General features: G+C 61.6%; 19 protein-coding genes and 1 pseudogene. 9 read left to right on the top strand and 11 right to left on the bottom strand.

The genetic code is table 11. The features are described from left to right. Positions 1–16 precede the first annotated feature (16 nt). The 4 genes from ubiV to BLS48_RS11320 are packed head-to-tail and all read right to left on the bottom strand — an operon-like array spanning position 17 to position 2,932. Positions 17–916 carry a ubiquinone anaerobic biosynthesis protein UbiV gene (ubiV, locus tag BLS48_RS11335; RefSeq protein ID WP_091577671.1) on the bottom strand — a complete coding sequence of 300 codons (900 nt, stop codon included), beginning with the start codon at positions 914–916 and terminating at the stop codon, positions 17–19. Between the two features lie 4 nt (positions 917–920). Further along, on the bottom strand, positions 921–1,919 hold the full coding sequence (gene ubiU, locus BLS48_RS11330) for a ubiquinone anaerobic biosynthesis protein UbiU (RefSeq protein WP_244529560.1): 999 nt from the start codon (positions 1,917–1,919) through the stop codon (positions 921–923). Further along, positions 1,916–2,464, bottom strand: coding sequence for a ubiquinone anaerobic biosynthesis accessory factor UbiT (gene ubiT / locus BLS48_RS11325; protein ID WP_091577667.1), 549 nt, complete (start codon positions 2,462–2,464; stop codon positions 1,916–1,918). Before ubiT ends, ubiU begins: the two co-directional genes overlap by 4 nt. A gap of 51 nt (positions 2,465–2,515) precedes the next feature. Beyond that, complete coding sequence (locus BLS48_RS11320; RefSeq protein ID WP_091577666.1) at positions 2,516–2,932, bottom strand: hypothetical protein; 417 nt, start codon at positions 2,930–2,932, stop codon at positions 2,516–2,518. 197 nt (positions 2,933–3,129) lie between these two features. Between BLS48_RS11320 and BLS48_RS11315 the strand changes: the two genes are divergently transcribed. Then, on the top strand, positions 3,130–4,638 hold the full coding sequence (locus tag BLS48_RS11315; protein ID WP_091577664.1) for a UbiD family decarboxylase: 1,509 nt from the start codon (positions 3,130–3,132) through the stop codon (positions 4,636–4,638). After that, complete coding sequence (locus BLS48_RS11310) at positions 4,635–5,219, top strand: UbiX family flavin prenyltransferase (RefSeq protein ID WP_091577662.1); 585 nt, start codon at positions 4,635–4,637, stop codon at positions 5,217–5,219. Before BLS48_RS11315 ends, BLS48_RS11310 begins: the two co-directional genes overlap by 4 nt. A 121-nt stretch (positions 5,220–5,340) precedes the next feature. On the opposite strand, the gene BLS48_RS11305 is transcribed toward BLS48_RS11310, so the two are convergent. Further along, positions 5,341–5,730: a hypothetical protein gene (locus BLS48_RS11305; RefSeq protein ID WP_091577661.1), complete on the bottom strand. Its 390-nt coding sequence runs from the start codon at positions 5,728–5,730 to the stop codon at positions 5,341–5,343. A gap of 314 nt (positions 5,731–6,044) precedes the next feature. Between BLS48_RS11305 and BLS48_RS11300 the strand changes: the two genes are divergently transcribed. Next, positions 6,045–7,217: an NnrS family protein gene (locus BLS48_RS11300; protein WP_091577659.1), complete on the top strand. Its 1,173-nt coding sequence runs from the start codon at positions 6,045–6,047 to the stop codon at positions 7,215–7,217. A 26-nt stretch (positions 7,218–7,243) separates the two neighbouring features. Here the strand turns inward: BLS48_RS11300 and BLS48_RS11295 are convergent, their stop codons facing one another. Genes BLS48_RS11295 through BLS48_RS11285 form a run of 3 tightly spaced genes read right to left on the bottom strand, consistent with a single transcriptional unit; the run spans position 7,244 to position 12,214 of the window. Further along, positions 7,244–8,356, bottom strand: a complete 1,113-nt coding sequence (locus tag BLS48_RS11295) for an ABC transporter permease (protein ID WP_091577657.1) — start codon at positions 8,354–8,356, stop codon at positions 7,244–7,246. A gap of 1 nt (position 8,357) precedes the next feature. Beyond that, complete coding sequence (rbbA, locus tag BLS48_RS11290) at positions 8,358–11,150, bottom strand: ribosome-associated ATPase/putative transporter RbbA (RefSeq protein WP_091577655.1); 2,793 nt, start codon at positions 11,148–11,150, stop codon at positions 8,358–8,360. Then, on the bottom strand, positions 11,147–12,214 hold the full coding sequence (locus BLS48_RS11285; RefSeq protein WP_091577654.1) for an HlyD family secretion protein: 1,068 nt from the start codon (positions 12,212–12,214) through the stop codon (positions 11,147–11,149). Before BLS48_RS11285 ends, rbbA begins: the two co-directional genes overlap by 4 nt. A gap of 407 nt (positions 12,215–12,621) precedes the next feature. Here BLS48_RS11285 and BLS48_RS11275 point away from each other — a divergent pair, with 407 nt between their 5' ends. The 6 genes from BLS48_RS11275 (at position 12,622) to BLS48_RS11250 (ending at position 19,073) form a co-directional block, all read left to right on the top strand. Beyond that, a complete protein-coding gene (locus BLS48_RS11275; RefSeq protein WP_091577651.1) occupies positions 12,622–13,458 on the top strand; it encodes a universal stress protein in 837 nt (278 codons plus the stop codon). 182 nt (positions 13,459–13,640) lie between these two features. Then, the gene (locus BLS48_RS11270) at positions 13,641–14,744 is read left to right on the top strand and encodes an AI-2E family transporter (RefSeq protein ID WP_244529559.1); all 1,104 of its coding nucleotides are present in this window, start codon (positions 13,641–13,643) and stop codon (positions 14,742–14,744) included. A gap of 24 nt (positions 14,745–14,768) precedes the next feature. After that, complete coding sequence (locus tag BLS48_RS11265; protein ID WP_091577647.1) at positions 14,769–14,984, top strand: hypothetical protein; 216 nt, start codon at positions 14,769–14,771, stop codon at positions 14,982–14,984. Positions 14,985–15,057: 73 nt separating this feature from the next. Continuing rightward, positions 15,058–16,410 carry a ferredoxin reductase family protein gene (locus tag BLS48_RS11260; RefSeq protein WP_091577645.1) on the top strand — a complete coding sequence of 451 codons (1,353 nt, stop codon included), beginning with the start codon at positions 15,058–15,060 and terminating at the stop codon, positions 16,408–16,410. Positions 16,411–16,629: 219 nt separating this feature from the next. Beyond that, positions 16,630–17,466, top strand: coding sequence for a universal stress protein (locus tag BLS48_RS11255; protein WP_091577644.1), 837 nt, complete (start codon positions 16,630–16,632; stop codon positions 17,464–17,466). Between the two features lie 11 nt (positions 17,467–17,477). Next, positions 17,478–19,073 carry an MBL fold metallo-hydrolase gene (locus tag BLS48_RS11250; RefSeq protein ID WP_091577642.1) on the top strand — a complete coding sequence of 532 codons (1,596 nt, stop codon included), beginning with the start codon at positions 17,478–17,480 and terminating at the stop codon, positions 19,071–19,073. A 402-nt stretch (positions 19,074–19,475) separates the two neighbouring features. Here the strand turns inward: BLS48_RS11250 and BLS48_RS11245 are convergent. From BLS48_RS11245 to BLS48_RS11235, 3 genes and pseudogenes are all read right to left on the bottom strand, one after another. Continuing rightward, a pseudogene (locus BLS48_RS11245) lies at positions 19,476–20,102 on the bottom strand (integrase core domain-containing protein); the annotation flags it as partial. A 149-nt stretch (positions 20,103–20,251) separates the two neighbouring features. Continuing rightward, positions 20,252–21,181 (bottom strand): S1/P1 nuclease, encoded by a 930-nt coding sequence (locus BLS48_RS11240; protein WP_167365042.1) that lies wholly within the window; start codon positions 21,179–21,181, stop codon positions 20,252–20,254. A gap of 108 nt (positions 21,182–21,289) precedes the next feature. Further along, entirely contained in the window at positions 21,290–22,405 is a 1,116-nt protein-coding gene (locus BLS48_RS11235; RefSeq protein WP_091577639.1) for a DUF3800 domain-containing protein, read from the bottom strand. Positions 22,406–22,435: the final 30 nt, after the last annotated feature.

Raw genomic sequence — 22,435 nt, 5'->3', positions numbered from 1 at the left:
CGTTCGAGACCCGGCTTCAGATCGAAGGGGCTGCCTGCCAGCCGGGCTTGCCATGGGCGTATCCATCGACGAGCGTGCCGGGCAGATCGAGGCACGAGAGGATGAAGCGTGCAGCCTTGGGGTCCTCTCTCCCATCGGCAAGCGCTCTATAGGTCTTTGCCACTTCGACCATGTCGCACGTGTGCGGAGACAGGCGGATACGCCGGACGCCTCTGGAGGTGAGATCCGCGGGTGCGGGGCAGAAGGCCTGCACCTGGTTGGAGAGCGTCTGCACGCCATTGATCGTGAGGAACTGCTGGTCGTCGAGCGTGTCCACGGCAAGACCATCCGGGTCCCGTTCGCAGGTAAACTGACAGGAATCCTTGTGCAGGCCGTGGATGCGGGCGTGATAGCATCGGCCGGAAAGCGCCAGCGGCAGCCGACCGAAGACGAAAATCTCGAATTCCGCCTCGGGACATGCGCCGGCCATGGCGCCGACGGCGGCGAGCGACAATTCCACGGGCGGGCATATCGTTGTGGCACCGCGCTGGATCAGGAACCGCGCGGAAGCCTCATTGTAGACGTTCAGGAACGGACCGGTCACGAAGGGCTTGCCGGAGCGTGAGGGCAGGGCGGTGACATCGTTGATCTCCACCAGCCGCTCGTCGGTGCAGAGATCCGCGATGCTTCTTCGTTCTCGAACGGTTGCCGGCGCCGCCAGCGTGGACAGCACCACTTCCTTTCCCGCACGCTCGAGGCGTTCGATGATCTCGGGCCATGCCGAGTCGGAAAACGGCATCCGCTTGCCGCATATGACTTCGCCGACATGAACGCGGTCGATCGGAGCCTCGTCTGCTATCCTGCGGTAGAAGTCCAAGAGGCGGTCGGGCGACCAGTGGAAGAACACCGGCCCAAGCGTCAACGCAATTGCGGACAAGATGCTATCTCCACTTCTTGCTGTACGCTCCTGCCGTCTGCCGGGAACCTTCCGACTGGCCAGCAAGAATCCGATCGATCTCGATCGCGTCGCCACCTTGCTCGACGGCGTCGACGGCCTTCCGGAAGGCACGGACCACTTCCGTCACGTAACCTTTGCCACGCTGGCGCCCTTCGATCTTCAAGGCGGTTACGCCGGCGGCTTTCAGCCCGGCAATCATCCCGCCGGCGTTCAGGCTGACGGGGTCCTCGAACAAATAGGAGGTCTTGCCGCCGGCCTTGAATTTGCCCTTGCACAAAGTGGGGTAGCCCACTGGCTCGCCAGGCTCGTAGCGGTCGATCGTGAACCCTGAAAGCCGCGCCGCCGTGCTGTTCGGCTCGTCGTCGTAGCTCACCATTTCGGGTGGCGAACAGACGCCATTCAGATTTGGCGATTTTCCTGTCGCGTATGAAGAGAGATAGCATCGGCCTTCGATCATCACGCAAAGGCCGCCGAACACGAATGCTTCCGTTTCCACTTCGATCGCACGGTTGAGCGCCGCGATCTCCTGAATCGAAAGCACCCTCGGCAGGACGACGCGACGGATGCCGAAACTGGTCGCGTAGAATCCGATTGCTTCCGGCGTCGCGGCCGCGGCTTGCACAGAGAGATGAAGACGAACTTGCTTGTGGTTTTTCGCGACGTGATCGAGGACGGCGATATCCGCCGCGATGATCGCGTTTGCGCCGCATTCGGCCGCCGTGTCCGCGGCCTTCTTCCACAGGTCGACATCATTGACCCGCGCGAAGGTGTTGATTGCGACCAGAACCTTGCTGCCGTGGTCATGCGCGAAGCGGACGCCCTCGGCCAGTTCTTCCCCGGAGAAGTTGAGTCCGGGGAAATTCCGGGCATTCGTTTCGTCGCGAAATCCGCAATAGACGGCGTCCGCGCCTGCCTGGACGGCTGCCCTCAACGTTGCGGGGGTTCCGGCCGGGCAGACAAGTTCCATGCGTCCGCTTGTCATGCCTCTGGTGCCTTGCTTCTGGAGTTGCGATCGGCCATTTGGCGCGCGACATCCAGCGCACCGAGAATTCCCGTATCGACAAGACGTGCCAGTGCGCCGCGCAAGCCGAGCAGATCCGCCGGGCGAAGCTCGGCATCCTCGATCGTGTTCCTCAGCGCGAGCACCGCCGCCGTGCGGCCGCTGATCGAGATGATCCGGCTGAAGAAAAGCGCGTCGCCATCGAGCGTGCCGTCGAGCAGGCTCAACAGTGTCAGAATAGGTCCCCTGATCTGGACGCTTGATGTCGCGGCCTCACTTTTCCCGACGACACGAACGATCGAGCGCTCCGCGTCCGGTACCACGGTAAATGCGAAGGCGAGGTCGATCGGGTCGATGAAATAGCAAGCTGTTCGATGTTCGCCGAGGCGATCGAACAATCGAGGCTGTCGCCCGGCCAAAGAGCGCAAGGACAGCGTGAGCAGCGGCCCGAGTGGCAGGCCGGCGAAGGCCGGAAAAAGATAGCGAACGACCGCCGGCAATCTCGGTTCCGTGTTTCCGGTCACCATTCAGTGCATCCTTCCGATATGGGGGGTCGCTCAAGCGGATTTCGCGGCGGATTACGTGCTGAGTCCGTTCTCGAGCAGATCTGCGAAATTCTGGCTGTTCGGACAGAAATCCTGATAGTGGCTTTCGAAATCGAAGGCGGCCAAGTGATCATGACACTGGCGGCGATGCGGGCAGGTGATGCAGGTGCGTGCCATGAAACCATGCGCTTGCAGCGATTGAAAACTGTCCGGATCGATGCCGGCTGAACGCATCGCCGAAGAAAGCAGGTCTTCCGAGGCGTATGGCAACCGCATGGCATCGTCGAATTCACGTCGCGACAGACCGATGTCATTCAAAATGCCCGTGCACTCATCCATACCCATTGCCCAAAATTCTCTTGTCGCTGCCCTGCTCCGGCGGCGGTCCGCGAGAAGGGAAATTACGGACCGCCAAGCTTCGACAGTTTCGCTAATCAGCTTCCCGGCCATGTGAATCCCTCATTATTGCCCGGCGCCGCCAACGATGGTCTGCCCGCCTTAGTTATCGTGGGGCGACCACTTCCGTACGGCCCGACTTCGAAAATTAGCGCGGACGGATCGATCGCTCTTTGCGCTAGCGCAAAGTTTCTCGTCGGCGCTCATGGCAAAATTATCCGCCCGACGATCCGGTCGAGCCGGAATTCGCCATGCATCACCGCTGCCTCCCGTCGTTTTCGGACCTCGGCTCATTCCTTTCGTACCTGGATGGGAATGGACAACTGCAGGACGTCGAGGTGCCTGTTTCGACACGGCTCGAACTGACCGAGATCCACAGGCGGGTGATCGCCGCGAAAGGCCTGGCGCTGCGCCTGACCACGCCGATCGACGATCGCGGCGTCAGGTCGGCCTTTCCGGTCGTCGCAAATCTATTCGGTACCCGGGAACGCGTCGCCTGGGGCCTTGGCACCGATCTTCCTGGGCTGGAAACCCTCGGCGCGCTTCTTGCGTGGATGAGATCGCCTCGGGCTCCACGGAACCTTCACCAGGCCCGACAGATGCTGCCGGTGGCGCGCGGAGCATTCGCGGCGCGGCCGAAGATCGTTTCCCCGCCCGGAGAGTGGCGGGAGGCCGATCCGGATTTTTCGCTTCTTCCCGTCCAGACGTGTTGGCCAGAAGACGCCGGCCCCCTCATAACATGGCCCGTGGTTATCACCCGCCCACCCGGCGAGGACGATCCGAGCACCTACAATCTGGGCGTATATCGCATGCAGGTGCTTGCTCGTGATCGCGCCATCATACGATGGCTGCCCATGCGAGGTGGCGCCGCCCACCATCGCATGTGGCAGGCGCGGGGCCTCGAGATGCCGGTGGCGGTTGTCATCGGGGCGGACCCCGCCACGTTGATCGCGTCGGTGATGCCGGCGCCCGAAGGCGTGTCGGAGCTGGCACTGTCCGGGATGATCAACAATCGCCGAGTCGGATTGGCGCCCTGCAAGAGCATCATGCTTCACGCGCCAACCAGTGCGGAAATCGTGCTCGAAGGTGTCGTCTCTCCAACCGAGACAGCGCTGGAGGGACCCTTCGGCGACCACACCGGATATTACAACGCGCCGGAACGATACCCCGTATTCAGCCTCAAGCGCGTTCGCGTCCGCGACGGGGCAAATTACCTGACCACGTTCACCGGTCGCGCGCCCGACGAGCCTTCGGTCCTCGGCGAGGCGCTGCTCGATGTCTACAAGCCGCTCCTGCGCCAACAAATACCGGAAATCGTCGATGTATGGCTTCCGCCGGAAGCCTGTTCCTACAGGATTGCCGTTATCTCGATCGCCAAGAAATATGCCGGACAGGCCAGGCGCGTGATGATGGGGTTCTGGTCCCTGCTGCCGCAGTTCTCGATGACCAAGATGATCGTCGTGGTGGATGACGACATCGACATTCGATCCTGGCCGGACGTGATGTGGGCGGTCGCCACCCGCATGGATCCCTCGCGCGATCTGATGCAGGTGGATCGGACCCCTATCGACCAGCTCGATTTCGCGTCACCGCTCGAGGGGCTTGGAGGAAAGATCGGGCTCGATGCGACGCGCAAGATTGGATCGGAAACCTCCCGCGAATGGGGAAAGGAGCTGACCATGTCAGCCGATATCGAGGAGCAGGTATCCCAACGATGGAACGAGCTTTTTTCGCAGACGACCGCTCGGGGGCAAGAATGACCAAACGGCTGATAGTCGGTGTCACCGGTGCATCCGGCTCCGTGCTCGCGCTGGAGACCATTCGTCAACTGGTCAGGGCCGGGGTGGAGACGCATCTCGTCGTTTCCAAGGGCGCGCGATGGACCGTCGCCCATGAGCTCGGCGTCGACGGCCTTGCCCAACTGACGTCTGTCGCCAACCACGCATATTCCTATCAGGACCTGGCCGCACCCATTGCCAGCGGCTCTTTCAGAACGGATGGCATGATCGTCGTTCCCTGTTCGATGCGGACCTTGGCGGCGATGGCGCATGGGTTGGGCGACAACCTTCTTACAAGGGCCGCCGATGTCGTCCTGAAGGAAAAGCGCCGGCTGGTCATCGTTCCGCGCGAGGCGCCGCTCCACGAAGGGCACCTCGACGCGATGCTCAGGCTGGCCCGGATGGGGGCGATCATCGCGCCGCCAGTGCCGCCATTCTACGTCAAGCTTGCCTCGATCGAGGAAATGGTGGTCGAGATGGCTGCCCGGCTGGTTGGCTGGGCGGGCGTGGACCCTGGCGACAAGCTGACACGGTGGGGTGAAGATAAGGTCAGCGTCGGATGAGCTTTATCGATGCGCACTTTGAGCCCCCTCATTCCAGGATCGCAGTGACCCGGCATCAGGCAGGCGAAGTCCACCTGACCGCGATTGGCTGCAGCCCTTACAAGTTCTTGCGGCCGAAAACCTATGGCCCGTTCTGCACCGGGGATAAACTGAGTTGCCGCATCGAAAATGCGCCTTCCTTTGCGATGTTCGCGATGTCGTCGAACAGGAGCGCGACATCCAGGTAGACGCTACGGTCTCGTTCGGCAGCCCCCATTTCGTCAAGGTCCTGCAGGAAGAAGAGAATGGCTTCGATGCGTTCGCGTTGGCCACGGGCATTGGCGAGATGTTCGCGGGCGATCCGTCGGATCTCCAGAGCCGCAAATCGCGCCAACGTCTCGTCGAGCCTGGAACGGCACTCACAATCCAGCTGGGCGTCGTTGATCAAGATTGCCAGCCGGCCGAAAAAGGCCATGTCGGCAAAGCGCCGGATGCCGTCGTCAATGCTACTCGATGGAACGTTCTGCTTCATATCTTGTTCGCTCCTATGCCAAGGCCAATCTCAATCCTGCTGACGTCCGATCGAGCTGTTGGCGCGGCGCGAGGGGAAACGTTTCGCGGCCGATTGCACTACGGATAGAGCGGCCCGTCTTATCCACTGATCCGGTCTCGAAAACTGGTCTTGATTATAGTCACCCGTTTTGAGGCCTGTTTGCGTTTGAGCAAATACGGAGATCGATCACCCACGCTATTGCCTTCGGATCGGCTTTTTTCGATCGCCGTTCTTGCGAACGGCGAAGCAGAACGAGAATCTCGTGTCAGCCATCCCCGTGGAGGAATTGTTGCATGGTGACTGACGGGAGTGCGCTCGCTTTCGATCCGAAGCGGATGCCGGCGCCGTTTCAGCCATTTTTTCTTATCGCCGGGCTGGACGCGATCGTGGGCGCGGCGGTCTGGCTGCCCTCGGCGTTCGGAATACAGGCCATCGGCCCGACCGGGATTTCTCCCGGCGATTGGCATCGTGACGTGCTTCTGTTCGGGATGGTTCCAGCCATCCTGACTGGTTTTCTGTTGACGGCGCTGCCCCGATGGACAGGACGTCGTGCGGTGTCGCCGCTCACCACGCGCTTGCTGGTCGCTCTATGGCTGTGCAGCCGGGGGACTTTCCTGTTCCTGTCGCATTCGGCCGGGCTTGCCCTCTCGGCGCTGTTGGTCCTGACACTCCTCTTGATCGCGGCGGGACATGTGATCGCCAGCCGGGACCGCCGCAACCTGAAGATAGTGTTTCTGCTGCTTATCTTTTGTGGCAGCAACGTGCTCACGGCAGCGTCCTATCAGGTAGAATTTGCACTGCGACTAGCCTTGGCTTCGATCATCGGCCTCCTCATGATCATCGGAGGACGGGTCGTGCCGGCTTTGACCATGGCGTACGTCGAAAGCGCCGGCGGCCGGATCTTCATGGATCGCTCCGCTGTTTTGGAGTACGCGGCAGCGGTCGTGGCAGCATGCGCCCTCGGTTCGTGGGTTGTCGCGCCGCAGGTGCAATTCACCGGCCTTGCCTGCGCCCTTGCCGCCTGCAGTCAGGTGATGCGGGTCGCCCAGTGGAAGGGATGGCGGATGGTGGCGTCATCGTCAGTTCTCGCTCTTCATATTGGGTACGGCTGGATCACCGTCGGTTTCGGGCTTCTGGCGATCGACATTTTCACGCCTGCAAGGCTGGGGCAGGCGGCTGCCGTTCATGCATGGACGATCGGCGCCATCGGCACGATGGCTCTCGCCATCATGGCGAGCATGATCCGCAAGCACAGCCACCGCGCCTTCGAGACGTCGGTTCCGGCGACAGGTGCGTTCGCAGCGATGACAATTTGCTGCCTGTCGCGCCTCCTGGTCGAATTGCTGCCCGTCTACGGCGTCGCTTTAACGAGCCTTGCAGGCACGTTGTGGGTTGCCGGCTTCGGCCTGTTTCTCATGGCTTTCCGTACAATGCTCATACCGCAAACGTGGCGGGGCGCTGACTAGGAAACGAGACCCTAGCTGCTTCGAGCCTATTTCAGGAATTGGCGGAAGCGGCGAAGCGAAAAGGCAAATAACCCAATGCCAATGGCCAGCAGCGCCGCAAGCTGCGGCCAGACGACGTCCAGGCCAGCGCCGCGAAACAGGACGGCCTGGGCCAGTATGACAAAGTGCGTGTTGGGCGCGGCGAACATGATGGCCTGGATGATCTCGGGCATGCTCTCACGCGGGGTGACGCCGCCGGACAGCAACTGAAGCGGCAGAAGCACCATCATGAGCAGCAAACCGAATTGCGGCATCGAGCCCGCGATGGTCGCAAGGAAGATTCCCAGACAGGTCATGGCGAATATGTCCAGGGTCGCTCCGGTCATGAACAGCAGCGCGGATCCGTTCGTGGGCACGGAGAGCAGGCCCTGCACGACAAAGACCAGCGACAGGCCGGAAGCCACCAGCACGACGAGACCCATCGACCAGACCTTGCTCATCATGATTTCGAACGGCTTTACCGGCATGACCAGCAGGTGCTCGATCGTTCCATGCTCGCGCTCGCGGATCAGTGCCGCGCCGGTCAGGATGATCGAGAGCATGGTGATCGAGGAAATCACATTGGTGATGGCGCCAAACCATCCCTTGTTGAGTTCGGGATTGAAACGCGCGCGCAAGTCAAGATTGACAGGCAGCACGGTCTCGGCGCGATAACGATCCAGAAATTCACTCACTTCCCCTGATACGATCGACTGGACATATCCCCCGCCGGTGAAGGCCTGCGACATGCGAGTCGCATCGATGTTGAGCTGGATCGTGGGCGATCTGCCGGCCAGGAGATCGCGCTGGAAGTTCGGAGGGATATCGAGCGCGAATGTGTCCATGCCGGAATCCATGCGCCTGTCCATTTCGGGCTGGGAGATGAGCTGTGGCGCCGTAAAAAAGGGAGGGTAGAACGCGGTTACGATGCGCGAGGACAGCGGCGACTGATCTTCGTCGACGATCGCGATCGGCGCGCGATTGAGGGTTTCCGGCATCGCCTTGGACGCTGTGTAGATCGCCAAGGTGAAAGCATAGGCGATCAGCACCAGCAGCATCGGATCGCGCGCAAGACCGCGCAGTTCCTTGATGCCGAGTTGGAAGATGTTGGCGAAACGCATTTCAGCGGGCCTGTTTCCTGAGAAGTGCCGCTCCGAGGCCGAGCAACACGGGGATGGCGATGAGGAGTGGCAAAAACGCGCTGGAAAGGTCGTCAAAGCCGAGTGCCTTCGAGAAGGCGCCACGCGAGATTATGACGAAATAGGTCGTCGGATAGATCTGGCCAATGAAGGCACCCACGCCCTGGAGCGACGAGACAGGATCGATCATGCCCGAATATTGCGAGGCCGGGATCATCGTGGCCAACGCGGTTCCGAAGATCGCCGCGATCTGGCTGCTCATGAAGGTCGAGAGCAGCAGCCCCATCCCCGTCGTGACGATGACGTAGAGAAACGCGGCAGCGGCGAAGGTTGCAAAACTGCCGGTGAATGGCACGCCAAAGATGAAGATGGCAAAGCCTGTCAGCAGCAGGAAATTCAGCATCGCGAGCACGACATAGGGAATCTGCTTGCCGAGCAGGAACTCGAACCTCGTGACCGGCGTGACGTAGAAATTGATGATCGAGCCGAGTTCCTTTTCGCGCACGACGCTCAGCACGGCCAGCATCGACGGTATCAACAGGAGAAGCATCGGGATCACTGCCGGAACAATAGCATCAAGGCTCCGGACATCGGGGTTGTAGCGGTAGCGGATCGCCAGCTGAAAATCACCGATCGTGGCCGCGTCGCCATAGATTTCGCGTGCCTTCTGCGCAAGCCAGCCTGCGTGCATGCCTTGGACGTAACCGCGCACCGTCTCGGCGCGCGTCGGCATGGCGCCGTCGATCCACGCGCCGATGGTAACGTTGCGGCCGCGCGCCAGGTCGCGACCGAATCCGGGCGGAATCTCGATCGCCAGGCTGAGTTCGCCGTCTTCCATGCGCCGGTCAAGATCGGCGTAGTCCGAGATGGGGGCCTTTTCGGTGAAATATCGCGAGCCGGCGATTTGCTGCACGTAGTCGCGGCTGATTGCCGTATCGTCGTGATCGAGGACGGCGAACGTCATATTCTCCACGTCCATGTTGATGCCGTAACCCACGACGAGCATCAGGATGAGGGTGCCGACGATGGCGAGCGTGGCGCGGATCGGATCGCGCAGGAGTTCGAGCGCCTCGCGCCGCGTATAGGCGAACATGCGGCGGGGATCGAAGAAGCGATTGCCACGCTTTTCCCGCGGATGCTTCGTCCACCCTTCCGGCGCCCCGGTGGCGTGTCCCGGTTCAGCTCCGGCATCTGGCGTTGCGGTCTCCTTCGCTCCGGCCGCGCTCTCCAGATAGCGGATGAAAGCCTCTTCAAGCGTCGGCGCCGCGCGATTGTGGACGATCATCGCCGGCGTATCGGTGACAAGAACCCTGCCGGCATGCATCAACGAAACACGGTCGCAACGTTCCGCCTCGTTCATGAAGTGCGTCGAGACGAAGATCGTCACGTTCTGCTTGCGCGACAGCTCGGAGAGGATTTGCCAGAACCCGTCGCGGGCGACCGGGTCCACACCGGATGTCGGCTCGTCGAGGATCAGGATATCGGGGGAGTGGATCATCGCCACGGCAAGCGACAGGCGCTGCCGGATTCCGAGCGGCAGGGCATCGGGAAGCGCATCCAAATGGCCGGCGAGATCGAAGCGCTGCGCCATCTCCGCGATCCTTTGCGGGATGACGTCTGGAGCCAGGCCGAAGAGCCGCGCATGAAGCTCGAGGTTCTGACGGACCGTTAGCTCGGAATAGAGCGAGAATCCCTGCGACATGTAGCCGACGCGCCGCCGAACCTCGATGTCGTTCGGGTCTATCTCGCGTCCGAAGAGCCGGGCCTTGCCTTCGCTGGCCTGAAGCAGACCGGTCAGCATCTTCATGGTGGTCGTCTTGCCGCAGCCATTCGAGCCCAGGAAGCCGAAGATCTCGCCACGCTCGATACGGAAACTCACGTCGTCGACGGCGGTGAAATCGCCGAACCGCATGGTGAGATGTTCTGCCTCGATGGCAGTTTCGCCGTCGGTGCCCACGGATCGGGGCGGGATCACCACCTGCTGATGGCCGTCCCGCCTTTCCTGCGGAAGGAGTGCGATAAAGGCCTCGTCGAGGTCAGGCGCGCCAGTCCGCTCAAGCAGCTCCGACGGCGATCCAGAGGCCAACACGCGGCCCCCGTCCATTGCGATCAACCAGTCGAATCGGGCGGCTTCCTCCATGTAGGCGGTTGCAACAATGACGCTCATTCCAGTGCGGCCGCGGCGGATCTGGTCAATCAGCTCCCAGAACTGGCGACGCGACAAAGGATCGACACCGGTCGTTGGCTCGTCCAGGATTAGGAGATCGGGATCATGGATAAGGGCGCAGCAGAGGCCGAGCTTCTGCTTCATGCCACCGGAGAGCTTGCCTGCCTGTCGGGCAGCGAAGGGCGCCAGCCCGGTGCTCTGCAGAAGCTCGCCGATGCGGCGCTCCCGCTCATCCCGGTCATGCCCGAACAAGCGGCCGAAGAAGTCGATGTTGTCGAAGACGGACAGCGTCGGATAGAGGTTCTTGCCGAGGCCTTGCGGCATATACGCAATCCTGGGGTACGTGGTCTGTCGATGGCGGACGTCGGCCATGTTGCCGCCAAGCACCTCGATGCGTCCTTGCTGTATTACCCGCGCTCCCGCGATCAAGGAAAGCAGGCTGGACTTGCCGACGCCGTCGGGCCCGATCAGGCCAACCATGCAGCCGGCAGGTATGTCCAAGGTGATGCCATCGAGCGCCCTGGTCCTGCTGTAGGAATGGCCGACTCCCTCCAGCCGTGCGATCGGCTGTGAGGGAAGGCTTGCGGTGGCGCTCGGCCACGCGCTCATTGAGCCAGCTTTCCCTGGAGTTTGGCCGGCCACGCAACCTGCGGATCCAGCCGGATATAGGCCACGCCCGGCAAGCCCGTCTTCACCTGCTGGATGTACTTGCGCAGCAGGTCCGGTGAAATCTGCGCCTTGATCCGGAACATCAGCTTCAGGCGCTCTTCCTCGGTCTCGACCGTCTTTGGCGTGAATTGGGCGACGTCGGCGACGTAGGTGGCCTTGGCAGGGATCACATATTGCGGGACTGCGTCGAGCACGAGGCGGACCTCCGTGCCGATCGCCACACGGCCTGCCTGGGCCGTCGGCAGGAAGAAGGTCATGTAGACGTCGCCGAGATCGACGAGATTGAGCACGCGCCCACCGGCGGACAGGACTTCTCCAGGCTCCGCCACCCGGTACTGCACTCGTCCGTCGCGCGGAGACTTGAGCGTGGAGTCATCGATGTCGGCATCGATGCTCTCGATCGCGGCCTGGGCCGCGTCGACCGCCGCCTTGGCGTCGATGACCTGAGCCTTTGCCGCGTTGATAGCGGCATCGCTTGCCGCTTGCTGAGCTTGTGCCGCAGCCACCGCAGCCTTTGCCCCCTGCTCGGTTGCCCGGTCGTTGTCGAGAACCTGCTGGGAAATAGTGTTGTTGGTGGCAAGCTGCTCAGTGCGCACCAGCGTGCGCTCCGCAGCGTCCAATTGGGCTTCGCGCTGCGCGACCACCGCGGCCGCGGCGGTCCTTTCGGCTTCGCGCTGCGTTACCAGACTATTGGCGGTCTCCACGCCGATCGCAGCGCGTTGCAACTGCGCTCCGGCCTGACGGCGCTGGGCCTCTAGCTGCACGGTGTCCATGCGGGCAAGCACTTCGCCAGCTTTGACAAAATCGCCTTCACCGACAAGGATTTCCTTGATCCGGCCTGGCGCTTTCGTCGACACGTCGATCTCGACCGCTTCTATGCGGCCATTCCCTCTCGCTATGCCTTCCGGCAGATCACCATCCTTGGATTTCTGCCATGCATAGTAACCACCCGCGCCAAGAGCGATCAGAAGGCCCGCGATCAGCCATGTCCGCCGAGAGTTCATCACCGAAGGACTCCCGCGGCACCGGCCGGCTTCGGAAACACTCTTCCCGGATTCGGGACGTCTTCCCCCACAAGGGCGCCCGCGATCTCACACCCCAGCCATCGCCGCAGTTCGGGCGAAGCGGATCCGATTTGTTCAGGGCTTGATGTGATGTCGACCATGGCGAGGACTCCGCTTGGGGTGCTGATTTGCACGAAGCCAAACCAGAGAGCCGCCGCGACGGCCTTGATCCGCGTCAAGGGCGCCTGAACTGCCTGGACGCCGACATCGTTCGCTGCGGCGCTTCGATGTTGTTTCAAGCTGGCCGATTTGAGCCATGTCAAAGGCTCGTGGCCGATAAGGCCTCACTGTGGGTCTTCGACGGCGTCACGCACTCGTTGCCGTCTATCCAATCAAGGTTTTGACACGTGAAATTGCAGGCGTTTCTCCCTCTCGTCACATACCCTGACAGCAACTCGGATGCGATCGCATTCAACGCGACAGCGATTGCGGCATATTTGGGCGCTGAACTTCATGCCGAAGTTATCGGCGCCCATATTTCAAACGCCTCGACCGTCATGTCGCGGCTACTGCCCAAATTGCCGGAGCTCATCCGCGAAGCCGAAGCGGCGAGCCGCCAGCGCGGCGAGCACCTGCTCGAGAAGATTCGTGAAGAAGCCGCGAAGAAACCGGTGAGCCTGACGACCGGCGTATCGTCGGCCGCGCTGTTGCTGATTGGCGAAGCCGCGGCGATAGAGGCACGGTATTTCGATATCTCGCTGCATGGATGGGAAACCGGCAACTCGACTTCACGGGCGACGGCGGAAGCCGTCATGTTCGGTTCCGGCCGTCCCGCTATCCTCTTGCCGGAGGCGCTGGCCATCGGAACGATCGGTCATGTTGCCATCGCATGGGATGGGAGCCGCGTTGCGGCGCGCGCGGTCGCGGACGCAAAGTCCTTCCTTGAAAGGGCGTCCAAGATCACCGTGTTCACCATCGTCGACGAGAAGCCGCTTACGGAAGAAGACGGCGCCGAGCGCCTTGCTGTGGGGCTCAGGAGGAGAGGGCTGGCCGCCGAAGCTGCCTCCATCGACATTGAAGACTGCCCGGTCGGGATCGGCCTGCAGGTGCATGCGCTTGAGCGCGGGGCCAATCTGTTGGTGATGGGCGGCTATGGCCATTCTGTCATTCGCGACTTCGTGTTGGGTGGGGCAACCGAGGATGTGCTGGATGATCTCAGGCTGCCGGTGCTCTTCTCACACTGAAGCGGGGGCGTACGGACGAGAGAAGCGAGTCGTCGTTCATGGTCATTTGTCGGTTTCCGTGGTCACATTGGCCCCGCCTGCCGACGGCAACTCCGCCTGAGGCATCGAAGTTGCCCCTTCGTCGAGAAACCCGATAAGCTCCCTTAACTGCGAGACGGCGAGAGATGCCAAAGCTGAGACAGATGTCCGACATCAAACAGATGCCCGACAGGAAACAATTGAGATTGCTCGGTGTCCTGGTCGCGACGGCAATCTGCCTGTATGTCTGCTACTTGCTGGCTCTGCCGTTCTTGCCCGCACTGACCTGGGCGCTGGTGCTGGCAATCGTCCTTTATCCGGCCCATCGGTGGGTCGAGGGAAGGCTCGGAAATCGAACCCTGGCCGCACTCATATCGGTAAGCGTTACGGCGGTTGCCGTGGGCTTGCCGCTGATCTTCGTAGCGCAGCAGATTGTTCGCGAGGCGATAAACGGAGCCACCTATCTCGAGGAGGTGATCCGTGGTTGGAACGCGGATGGCTTCGTGTCGAACTATCCCAGGCTTTCGGCCATTGCCGTATGGATTAAGGACCGGCTCGATCCTGCCGGCTCGGTCGCCGCGTTCGCACAATGGCTGACGGGACAAAGCACGTCGCTGTTGCGCGGTTCGATCAATCAGGTCGTGATGTTTGTCCTGACATTCTATCTGTTGTTCTATTTTCTGCGGGATCGCCAACAGGCCCTTCGAGGCGTCGAGAGCCTCTCGCCCCTGGACGCGCCGGAGACGGCATACATCTTGTCCCGCTTTGCCGAGACCGTACATGCGACCCTTCTCGGCACCGTGTTCGTCGCCGCCGTGCAGGGGACTCTGGGCGGCCTGATGTTCTGGTGGCTTGGCTTGCCCACTCCGGTCTTCTGGGGCCTGGTAATGGGACTTCTGGCCATCGTGCCTGTACTCGGCGCGTTCGTGATCTGGGTGCCGGCGGCTATCTATCTCGCGCTGGAGGGGGCTTGGGCCAGCGCCGTGACACTGGCCCTGTGGGGCGGCGTCATCGTCGCCGGCATCGACAATCTGCTCTATCCGATGCTTGTCGGGAACCGGTTGCGGCTCCACACGGTGGTAGCCTTCATCGGCGCGGTCGGCGGCGTCGTCCTGTTCGGAGCATCCGGGCTCGTCCTCGGCCCCGCGGCGATAGCCGTCGCCTTCAGCCTCATTGACATCCTCAAGAAGCGATTGAACGACCAACCCGGGACTGGGTCGGTTTCAGGAGGCGACACGGAGCTATCGCATCAGGCTGGAGCCGATTGAGCGCGCCGCGGCGCGTCAAGCTGCATGGACGCCGATGCGTGGGCCACGGCGCTCATGGTTCTCGGAGCGGTGGAAGGAAAGGCCCTCGCTTTGAAGCAAGGCCTCGACGCGCTGTTTATCCAGCGCACTGGCGAAGAGCTCGTCCAGATCGCTGTCGGCCCTGTCTTCGGGCTCGCCCACGAAGACAGGGTTGAAACAGATCGCTCGGCAATCAAGCATGCCGGTCGTGGCGGCGCTTGATCGATGTCAATGACACCTGCTCTGTACGGCGCAAGACGTGAGCTCTCACCTACCGGGAAAGACGTCGAACATCATGCGGCACATCAAGATTGCATTCTGGGGCCTGCTGGTGCTGCTGAGCATTCTATGGCTGGCTGCCGAACCTTCGGTATTCCAACCGGAGAGTTTCATGGCTCTTCGCGGTGCAATGGTCCAGTACAGCGGTGTCATCGCCATGGGCGTGATGAGCGTCGCGATGGTCCTGGCGCTGCGTCCGCGCTGGCCGGAACGGTGGTTCGGCGGGTTGGACAAGATGTACCGCTTGCACAAGTGGCTCGGCATCGCGGCATTGGTTGTCTCCGTGGTTCACTGGCTCTGGAGCCAGGCGCCGAAATGGGCGGTCGGGTGGGGCTGGCTGGAGCGTCCGGTACGCGGCGAAAGGCCAGCCGTCGAAAACCCGGTCGAGGCGTTCTTCATGAGCTTGCGCGGTTCCGCCGAAGGGCTGGGCGAATGGGCATTCTATGCCGCCGTGCTGCTGATCGCCTTGGCGCTGATCAAGTATTTTCCCTACCGGCTCTTCTACAAGACACACCGCCTTCTCGCCGTCGCCTATCTTGTTCTGGTTTTCCACGCGGTCGTGCTGACCGAGTTCAGCTACTGGACCTCGCCGATTGGCGTGGTGATGGCGCTCCTCCTGGTGGCGGGCACCTATGCGGCGGCGATCGTGCTGCTCCGTCGCGTCGGTGCCAGCCGGAAGGTTCAGGGCAGGATCGCCTCGCTTCACTACTATCCTGGCGTACGGGCTCTCGAGACCGAGATCGAGGTGCCGCACGGATGGCCGGGCCACAAGCCCGGTCAGTTCGCCTTCGCGACATCGGACAGCTCCGAAGGCGCGCACCCCTACACCATCGCCTCGGACTGGAACGACAAGGATCGCAGGATCACCTTTGTTACCAAGGAACTGGGAGACCACACCAGCCGGTTGCGCGAAAAGCTGCACATCGGGCAAGATGTAAAGATCGAAGGGCCATATGGCTGTTTCGATTTCGATAACGGCCAGCCCCGACAAATCTGGGTCGGTGGTGGCATCGGCATCATGCCGTTCATTGCCGGCATGAAGCACATCGCGCTGGAGCGGCATGCGAAGCCGGATCGGCCGTCACTGGCGATCGACCTGTTTCATGCGACCGCCGACTACGACGAGATTGCCATCGCCAAGCTGAAAGCAGACGCCGAGGCCGCAAACATCCGCCTGCATGTCCTGGTCGACACTCGCGACGGGCTCCTGACTGGCGATCGCATCCGGGCCGAAGTGCCGGAATGGCACGCGGCCAGCATCTGGTTCTGCGGTCCCACGGGCTTGGGCGAGGCGCTGCGCAAGGATTTTGCCGCGCACGGGTTGCCCGTCGAGGAGCGGTTTCACCAGGAACTGTTCGCCATGAGATAAGGGTACTCGCAAGCTTCTCTCCGGCAGAAGCGGTATTCTTGACGGTCTGCCAGGGAGGAGGCGCTGTTCGCATACCGCACTCACGACCATCCAACCGTCGGTGACCTGACCGCCGCAGGGACGCATTTTTGCGGTGGATCAAAGCCCGACTCGTCCATGGCGACTAGGAATGTTGCGAACGGTGGCCGTTTGGCCCTGCGGCAACGGAGGCGAAATCCAATGAAGCTTATGGCAACCCTCTGTCTGGCGACCTATCCAGATGCGAACTCCCCGGCCATTGCCGCGAACTCGGTTGCCGTCGTGAAGCAGCTTGACGCGACGCTTCATGCAATCGCCGTCAACGTCGATATTCCCGACGTCTCGAACGCGCTGTCACGCTATTTGCTCGATCTCCCCAGCAAGATCCGGGAGGTCGAGGCGACCAGCCGCAAGTTTGGCAAGACCTTGCTGGAGGCCGTGGCCAAGGAGGCCTCACAAGGCGCGGTGGCCCTGACCACGCAGGAGATCGCGGCGGCGCCGGCCCTGATGGGCGATGTTGCCGCAAACCAGTGCCGCTACTTCGATCTCTGTCTCGTCGGCCTGTCACCTGACAATCCGGCGGCGCGCATGACCGCCGAGGCCATACTGTTCGGTGCGGGCCGGCCGACGCTCCTTCTTCCCGACGCAACGGATGTCGGTGTGCTTGGCCATGTCGTCATCGCCTGGGACGGCAGCCGCGTGGCGGCACGGGCCGTCGCCGACGCACGGCCGTTCCTGGAGCGGGCCTCGAGGGTAACCATCGTCAGCGCGACCGACGAAAAGCCGCTGCCTGGAAAGGATATCGGCGAACGCCTCGCCGAGGGCCTGAGGATGCGCGGGCTGACGGTCGATGCCGCGTCGATCCAGGCCGGCGAACGTTCGATCGGCGCCGCTCTCCAGGAGCACGCCCTCAAGATCGGCGGCAACCTGCTCGTCATGGGTGGATATGGCCACTCGCGGGTCAGGGACTTCGTGCTCGGCGGCGCAACGGAGGGTGTCCTCGCCGACCTGCGCCTGCCTGTCCTGCTGTCGCATTAGGGATCGGTGGCATGAATCCTATTCTACGCTGCCACGGCGCCGCCCACGGCGTTACCGGCTCCTGCTATGAGATCGAAACGCCGCGCATCCGGATTCTCGTCGACTGCGGCCTCTTCCAGGGGTCGAAATCCGAGCGGGCGTTGAACTATGGCGCGTTCCCGTTCCCGCCGGAGGCGATTGACGCCGTCATCCTGACGCATGCGCATATCGACCACAGCGGGCTTCTGCCTAAACTGGTCAAGCAGGGTTTTTCCGGTCCCATCCATACGACCAGAGCCACGATCGATCTTTGCTCGGTCATGCTGCCGGATGCCGCCCATATCCAGGAGACGGAGGTGGAACATCTGAACCGTCGCAACGCGCAGCGCGGGTTGCCGCTGGTCGAGCCGATCTACAGGCTCCAGGATGCCGCCGCATGCATGACCTTGTTCCGGGCCCTGGAATATGGCGAATGGACCGCCGTCGCCGAGGGTCTTCGCGCCCGCTTCTGGAACGCCGGCCATTTGCTCGGTTCCGCCTCGGTCGAGCTCGAGATCGATCTCGATCATCAGGACACACCGATGCGCCTGTTGTTTTCAGGCGACATTGGACCAGGCCACAAGCTGCTGCAAACCGATCCGGAGGGTCCGGCTGGTGTCGACTATCTCGTCTGCGAATCGACCTATGGCGACCGGGACCGCCCGGATGTCTCGCCGGAACAGCGGCGATCCATGCTCGGCGACGTGGTACGCGGCGCCGCCGAGGCGAGCGGCCCCCTTATCGTTCCCTCCTTCGCCGTCGAGCGGACACAGGAATTGCTGGTGGACCTCTACCAGCTCATGAAGTCAGGAGAGGTGCCGACAGCCACGATCTTCGTCGACTCGCCGCTGGCGACCCGCGCCAGCGCGATATTCGAGCGGCATGCCGACGACATCGAACAGGGCGACGTTCTGCGTCAGGCTCTCGCTTCACCCCAACTGCGCTTCACCGAAACCGTGGAACAAAGCAAGGCGATCAACCGCCTGACCGGCTTCTTCGTGGTGATCGCCGCCAGTGGCATGTGTGACGCGGGCCGCATTCGTCATCATCTCAAGGCAAACCTGTGGCGCAGGAACGCCACGGTGATGATGGCCGGGTACCAGGCCCAGGGGTCGCTTGGCAGGATCCTGCTTGACGGCGCGCGGCGCGTGCGCATTCAGGGCGAAGAGGTCGAGGTCAAGGCACGTATCAGCCTATTCGACCTTTATTCCGGCCACGCCGATGCCGGCGAACTGGTCGCTTGGGTCAAGGTCCGAAGTCCGGTGAAGCAGGCGGTGTTCCTGACGCATGGCGAGGAAGCTGGACTCGGCGGCCTGCGCGCAGGGCTCGCAGGGTTGATCCCCGACGACAGGATCATCACGCCGAAGCTGGACGATGCTTTCCAATTGACGCCCGGCGGCTGTTTGCCGATCGACGTCAATGAGCCGCGCCGCCTGAAGCCGGAGAAGATTGCCCGCCTTGACTGGCACAATGATCTTTCAAAACTTCTCCTCGACGTCACCGAAGTGGTCAATGCCGCGGCCGACGACCGAGGTCGCGCCGCCGTCATCAGACGAATGCGGCGCGCGCTCGAAACCGACGGCCAGTAGAGGTTGATCGAACTTCCAAGCAAAGGTAGCTCGGCCGGTACCCAAGAAGGCGAAGTGCGACGCGGGGTCAGATCCTGGTCGAACAGCCGACTCTCGCCGTTCATCCTGAACTCAATTCGGCCGTCATAGGCCAGCCCTGTCAAAAGGTCGGAAAGCCAGCATCGAAGTCGAAATTGCTGGGTATCTCGCCACACTCCTGGGCGAGGATGCCTTCCCCAACGGGATCCAGGAGTTTGGGGAAGGTGGTAGCGGGAGAGCGCTACCGCCAATACAGCGCTGCAACCGAGTTCGTCTGTTGAAGGGACTTCGCAAGCGAAGTCAGCAGATTCAAATCCTGGCCCCGCAACCAAACTCATCATAAATCAATAAGCGTCCTGGTCTAACCGGGGCGGTTTTTGCGTTTCAAAGCGGCGAATGGGACGCAATGACGTTGCCCTGTTGGGCGGTTTGAACGACGGGCACAGGCGCGGAGCTGATCATCGTGCGCAGCGCTGCGTCCCGTCGCGGGGGGGAAGGTGTGGGCGAACTCGAAGGGGTCTGCCATCCGAGCCGCGAATGTGGGCTATTGAAGTTGTAACCTGCCCGCCAACTGGCCAAGACCGCGCGAGCCTGTGCCAATGAGGTGAACAGCATCTCGTTCAGCAGTTCGTCATGGAGGTGACCGTTGAAGCTGTCGATGAAGCCGTTCTGCATTGGCTTGCCCGGCGTGATATAATGTCAGTCCACGCGGCTTGCATTGGGCCAGGCAGGGATCGCATTGCTGGTCAGTTCGCTGCCATTGTCACTGACCACCATCTTCGGCTTGCCGCGTTCGATCATGAACCGATCGAGTTCGTGGGCAACCCTCACGCCGGACAGAGACGTATCCGCGACCAACCCTAGGCACCGGCGCGTGCAGTCGTCGACGACGGTCAATATCCGGAAGCGAGGGCCATCGGTCAGCTGATCCGACCCGAAGTCCAGTGACCAACGGTCGTTGGGTGCAACGGGAACCATCATCGGTGCCCGCGTTCCAATGGCTCGCTGGCGGGCCGACATCTCCTACCGACCGCAACATCTGCTGCAATGGGCAAAGAGGATCGGAGCTGACCGTCGGGGATTACGCAGTCGGTCCTTGCCGCCGATCCGAAGATCGTCGTGCGCATTGCTTGAGTCGAGAGGCGAAGGCGGGATAGCCCTTACTTTCTGCCCTTAAGCGCCTCATTCAGTTCCGCAGCCAGATGCAGGCCGCCTAAAGCCAGTTGCTGCATGACTACAGGATGGAACTTTTCAAAATACGCCTGATCCAGAATCACGGGATGACCAATATCCGACTTCAACGGGGTTCCTGCCGGCAAGGCCTGATACGCAGCCTCGGCTTGGCGGTGACATTCGGCAAGCCATTTCTCCGGTGTGTCGTCGGCCAGCAGGTCGGCCGCGAGGGTCGGAAGCAGCTTCTCGGCCTCGGCGGCCGCCAGCCCCCAGTCGTAGTATTTGAATGTAATGAGGTCGGTGTCCCAGACAGAATGGAAGGTCGTGAAATCCCTAAACGTCGAGTTGTCGGGCGCGGGCCGGGTGACGTTGAAGGTCACCGTCAGGGTGTTTCCTCCCTGGTCTTTCTGGCTCCCATCAACGCGCTGAACGCAATGCAGGGGCTGGGCCAAGTCGCCCGTCAGGTGGATCACAAACGCCAAGGCCTTCCACCGGGATTCATCATCCTTTGTTGCATCCGACAATATCGCTTCCTGGGCGGGCAGGGCCTTTAGAAGGCAGCTTCCATAGGTGGCGTCATCGGCACAATCACGTATCGCATCATAGTCGGTTGTAGCGCTCGATCCTCCGGGCAGCGATGCCAGCGGGATGTCAACAAAATGCCAGTTGCTGGTATCCTTGTGTCCGTCTGCCCGATAGTCGTCAGCCCAGCTGGCAATCGACGCCATCGAGACGACCTGCTGACCTGTCAGCCCCAAATGCGCCCGCAAGAGCCGCTGAACGACATCACTAGCCGATGAGGTGAGGCGGTGCTGCGCGATCTCGGCAACGGCCGCGTGACCTTCCTGACCCCACGCGAAGGCGTGCGTGGGGGACGCCAGGACCACCGCCGCCGCAATAATTTCTCTGACTTTCATGGTTTTCCTCCCGTAGAGACACGCCGTTCGGAGGCGTCGATGATCAATCATTTACCCCTGGCTGCGGGTCGTAACCCACCTCGGCCGCATAGTGCGTTCGCGTAGCCCTCATGAACCCGTTCTATCCAGGAAGAACGCTGCCCCGTGCCTGTCACGCTCGCTCAAGATGTAGTGGGCAAATACTGCGTTCTCTTCAACTGACTGTTCCATAAGCGCAGCCAAACGTTCCAGCGTGCGGGTCTGCTGAGCTGAGAGATTCTGACGGTCCTGAACAAGCTCCTCGCCGGCCGTGACGCAGACGTAGGTGAAGAACTTTCCAAGGAGACCAGCAACGACGTCAGACAATTGAATGCCCGGCTCGTCATGGGATGACGCGAACCGGTAGTTCGCCAAGGGCTTGGCCCCGTCCGTGAGCCCCAGTCCGGAGAGATAGGGCTCGATTCCGTATTCGTCGTCGAGAATGTGGGTCGAGTTTTTGAGCATGGCAATGCGCTCTAGATAGAACGGACCAAAACCCTCGATCAGGACATTTGGCGTCTCGTCTTCGAGGAAGGGCAGGGCGTCAAGACGGGTGGCGATTTGCAGGACGCCCTTCAGCATGTTTCGTCGCAGAGGCGGGAGAAGGTTTGCGCGATGCGTCAACAGATCCAGGAGCTCGTTGACAAACTCCCGGCGCCGGGCTCTGCCCACGTCCGGGTAGGTGTAGCGGCGGAACATGTCGACGGTGGTCTCATAGTCGTGTCGCAAGACCGTATAGAGGTCGTTCTTGAGGGCTTGGTTCCAAGGTAGGAGAGCATTTTCGCCGGCTTCAGCGAGGATCGAGTCAATGATGTCGACGATCGACCAGTACAGCGGGTCGAGGACGGTGAAGTGCGTGTACAAATCCTGGGCTGACAGCCAAGCTAAAAAGGCCTCCATCTTTGGCGAGGTGAGCGCCTCCAGAAAGCTACCAGTGGCGATGTGCTTCAGTTTGATCTCTTTGGCGCTGGCTTGGATCCTAAGTTCCGACCGAAGAGCCTCCAGTGATATCGGCCGAGGCGGTCCTCGGTGTGCAACACCGGCAATGACGAAACATTTTGGGTCTCGCTCGTTGAGACCGTCTGCGCGGACATGCAGTCGGCGGATGTTGTTCGTTTCATCGTAGTAAACGGCATAAGCGTGATCAGCCTTGACCAAACCGTGGAGTGCGATCGTAGGGTCCCGAAGCATGTTCACGTCACTCACGGTTCACCTTTGTGGGTCGCTTCTCGCATC

This window comes from Mesorhizobium qingshengii (genome assembly GCF_900103325.1).
GTDB lineage: Bacteria > Pseudomonadota > Alphaproteobacteria > Rhizobiales > Rhizobiaceae > Mesorhizobium > Mesorhizobium qingshengii.
Note: the sequence above shows the minus strand (reverse complement) of the source record. Positions and strands in the feature narration are given on the sequence as shown.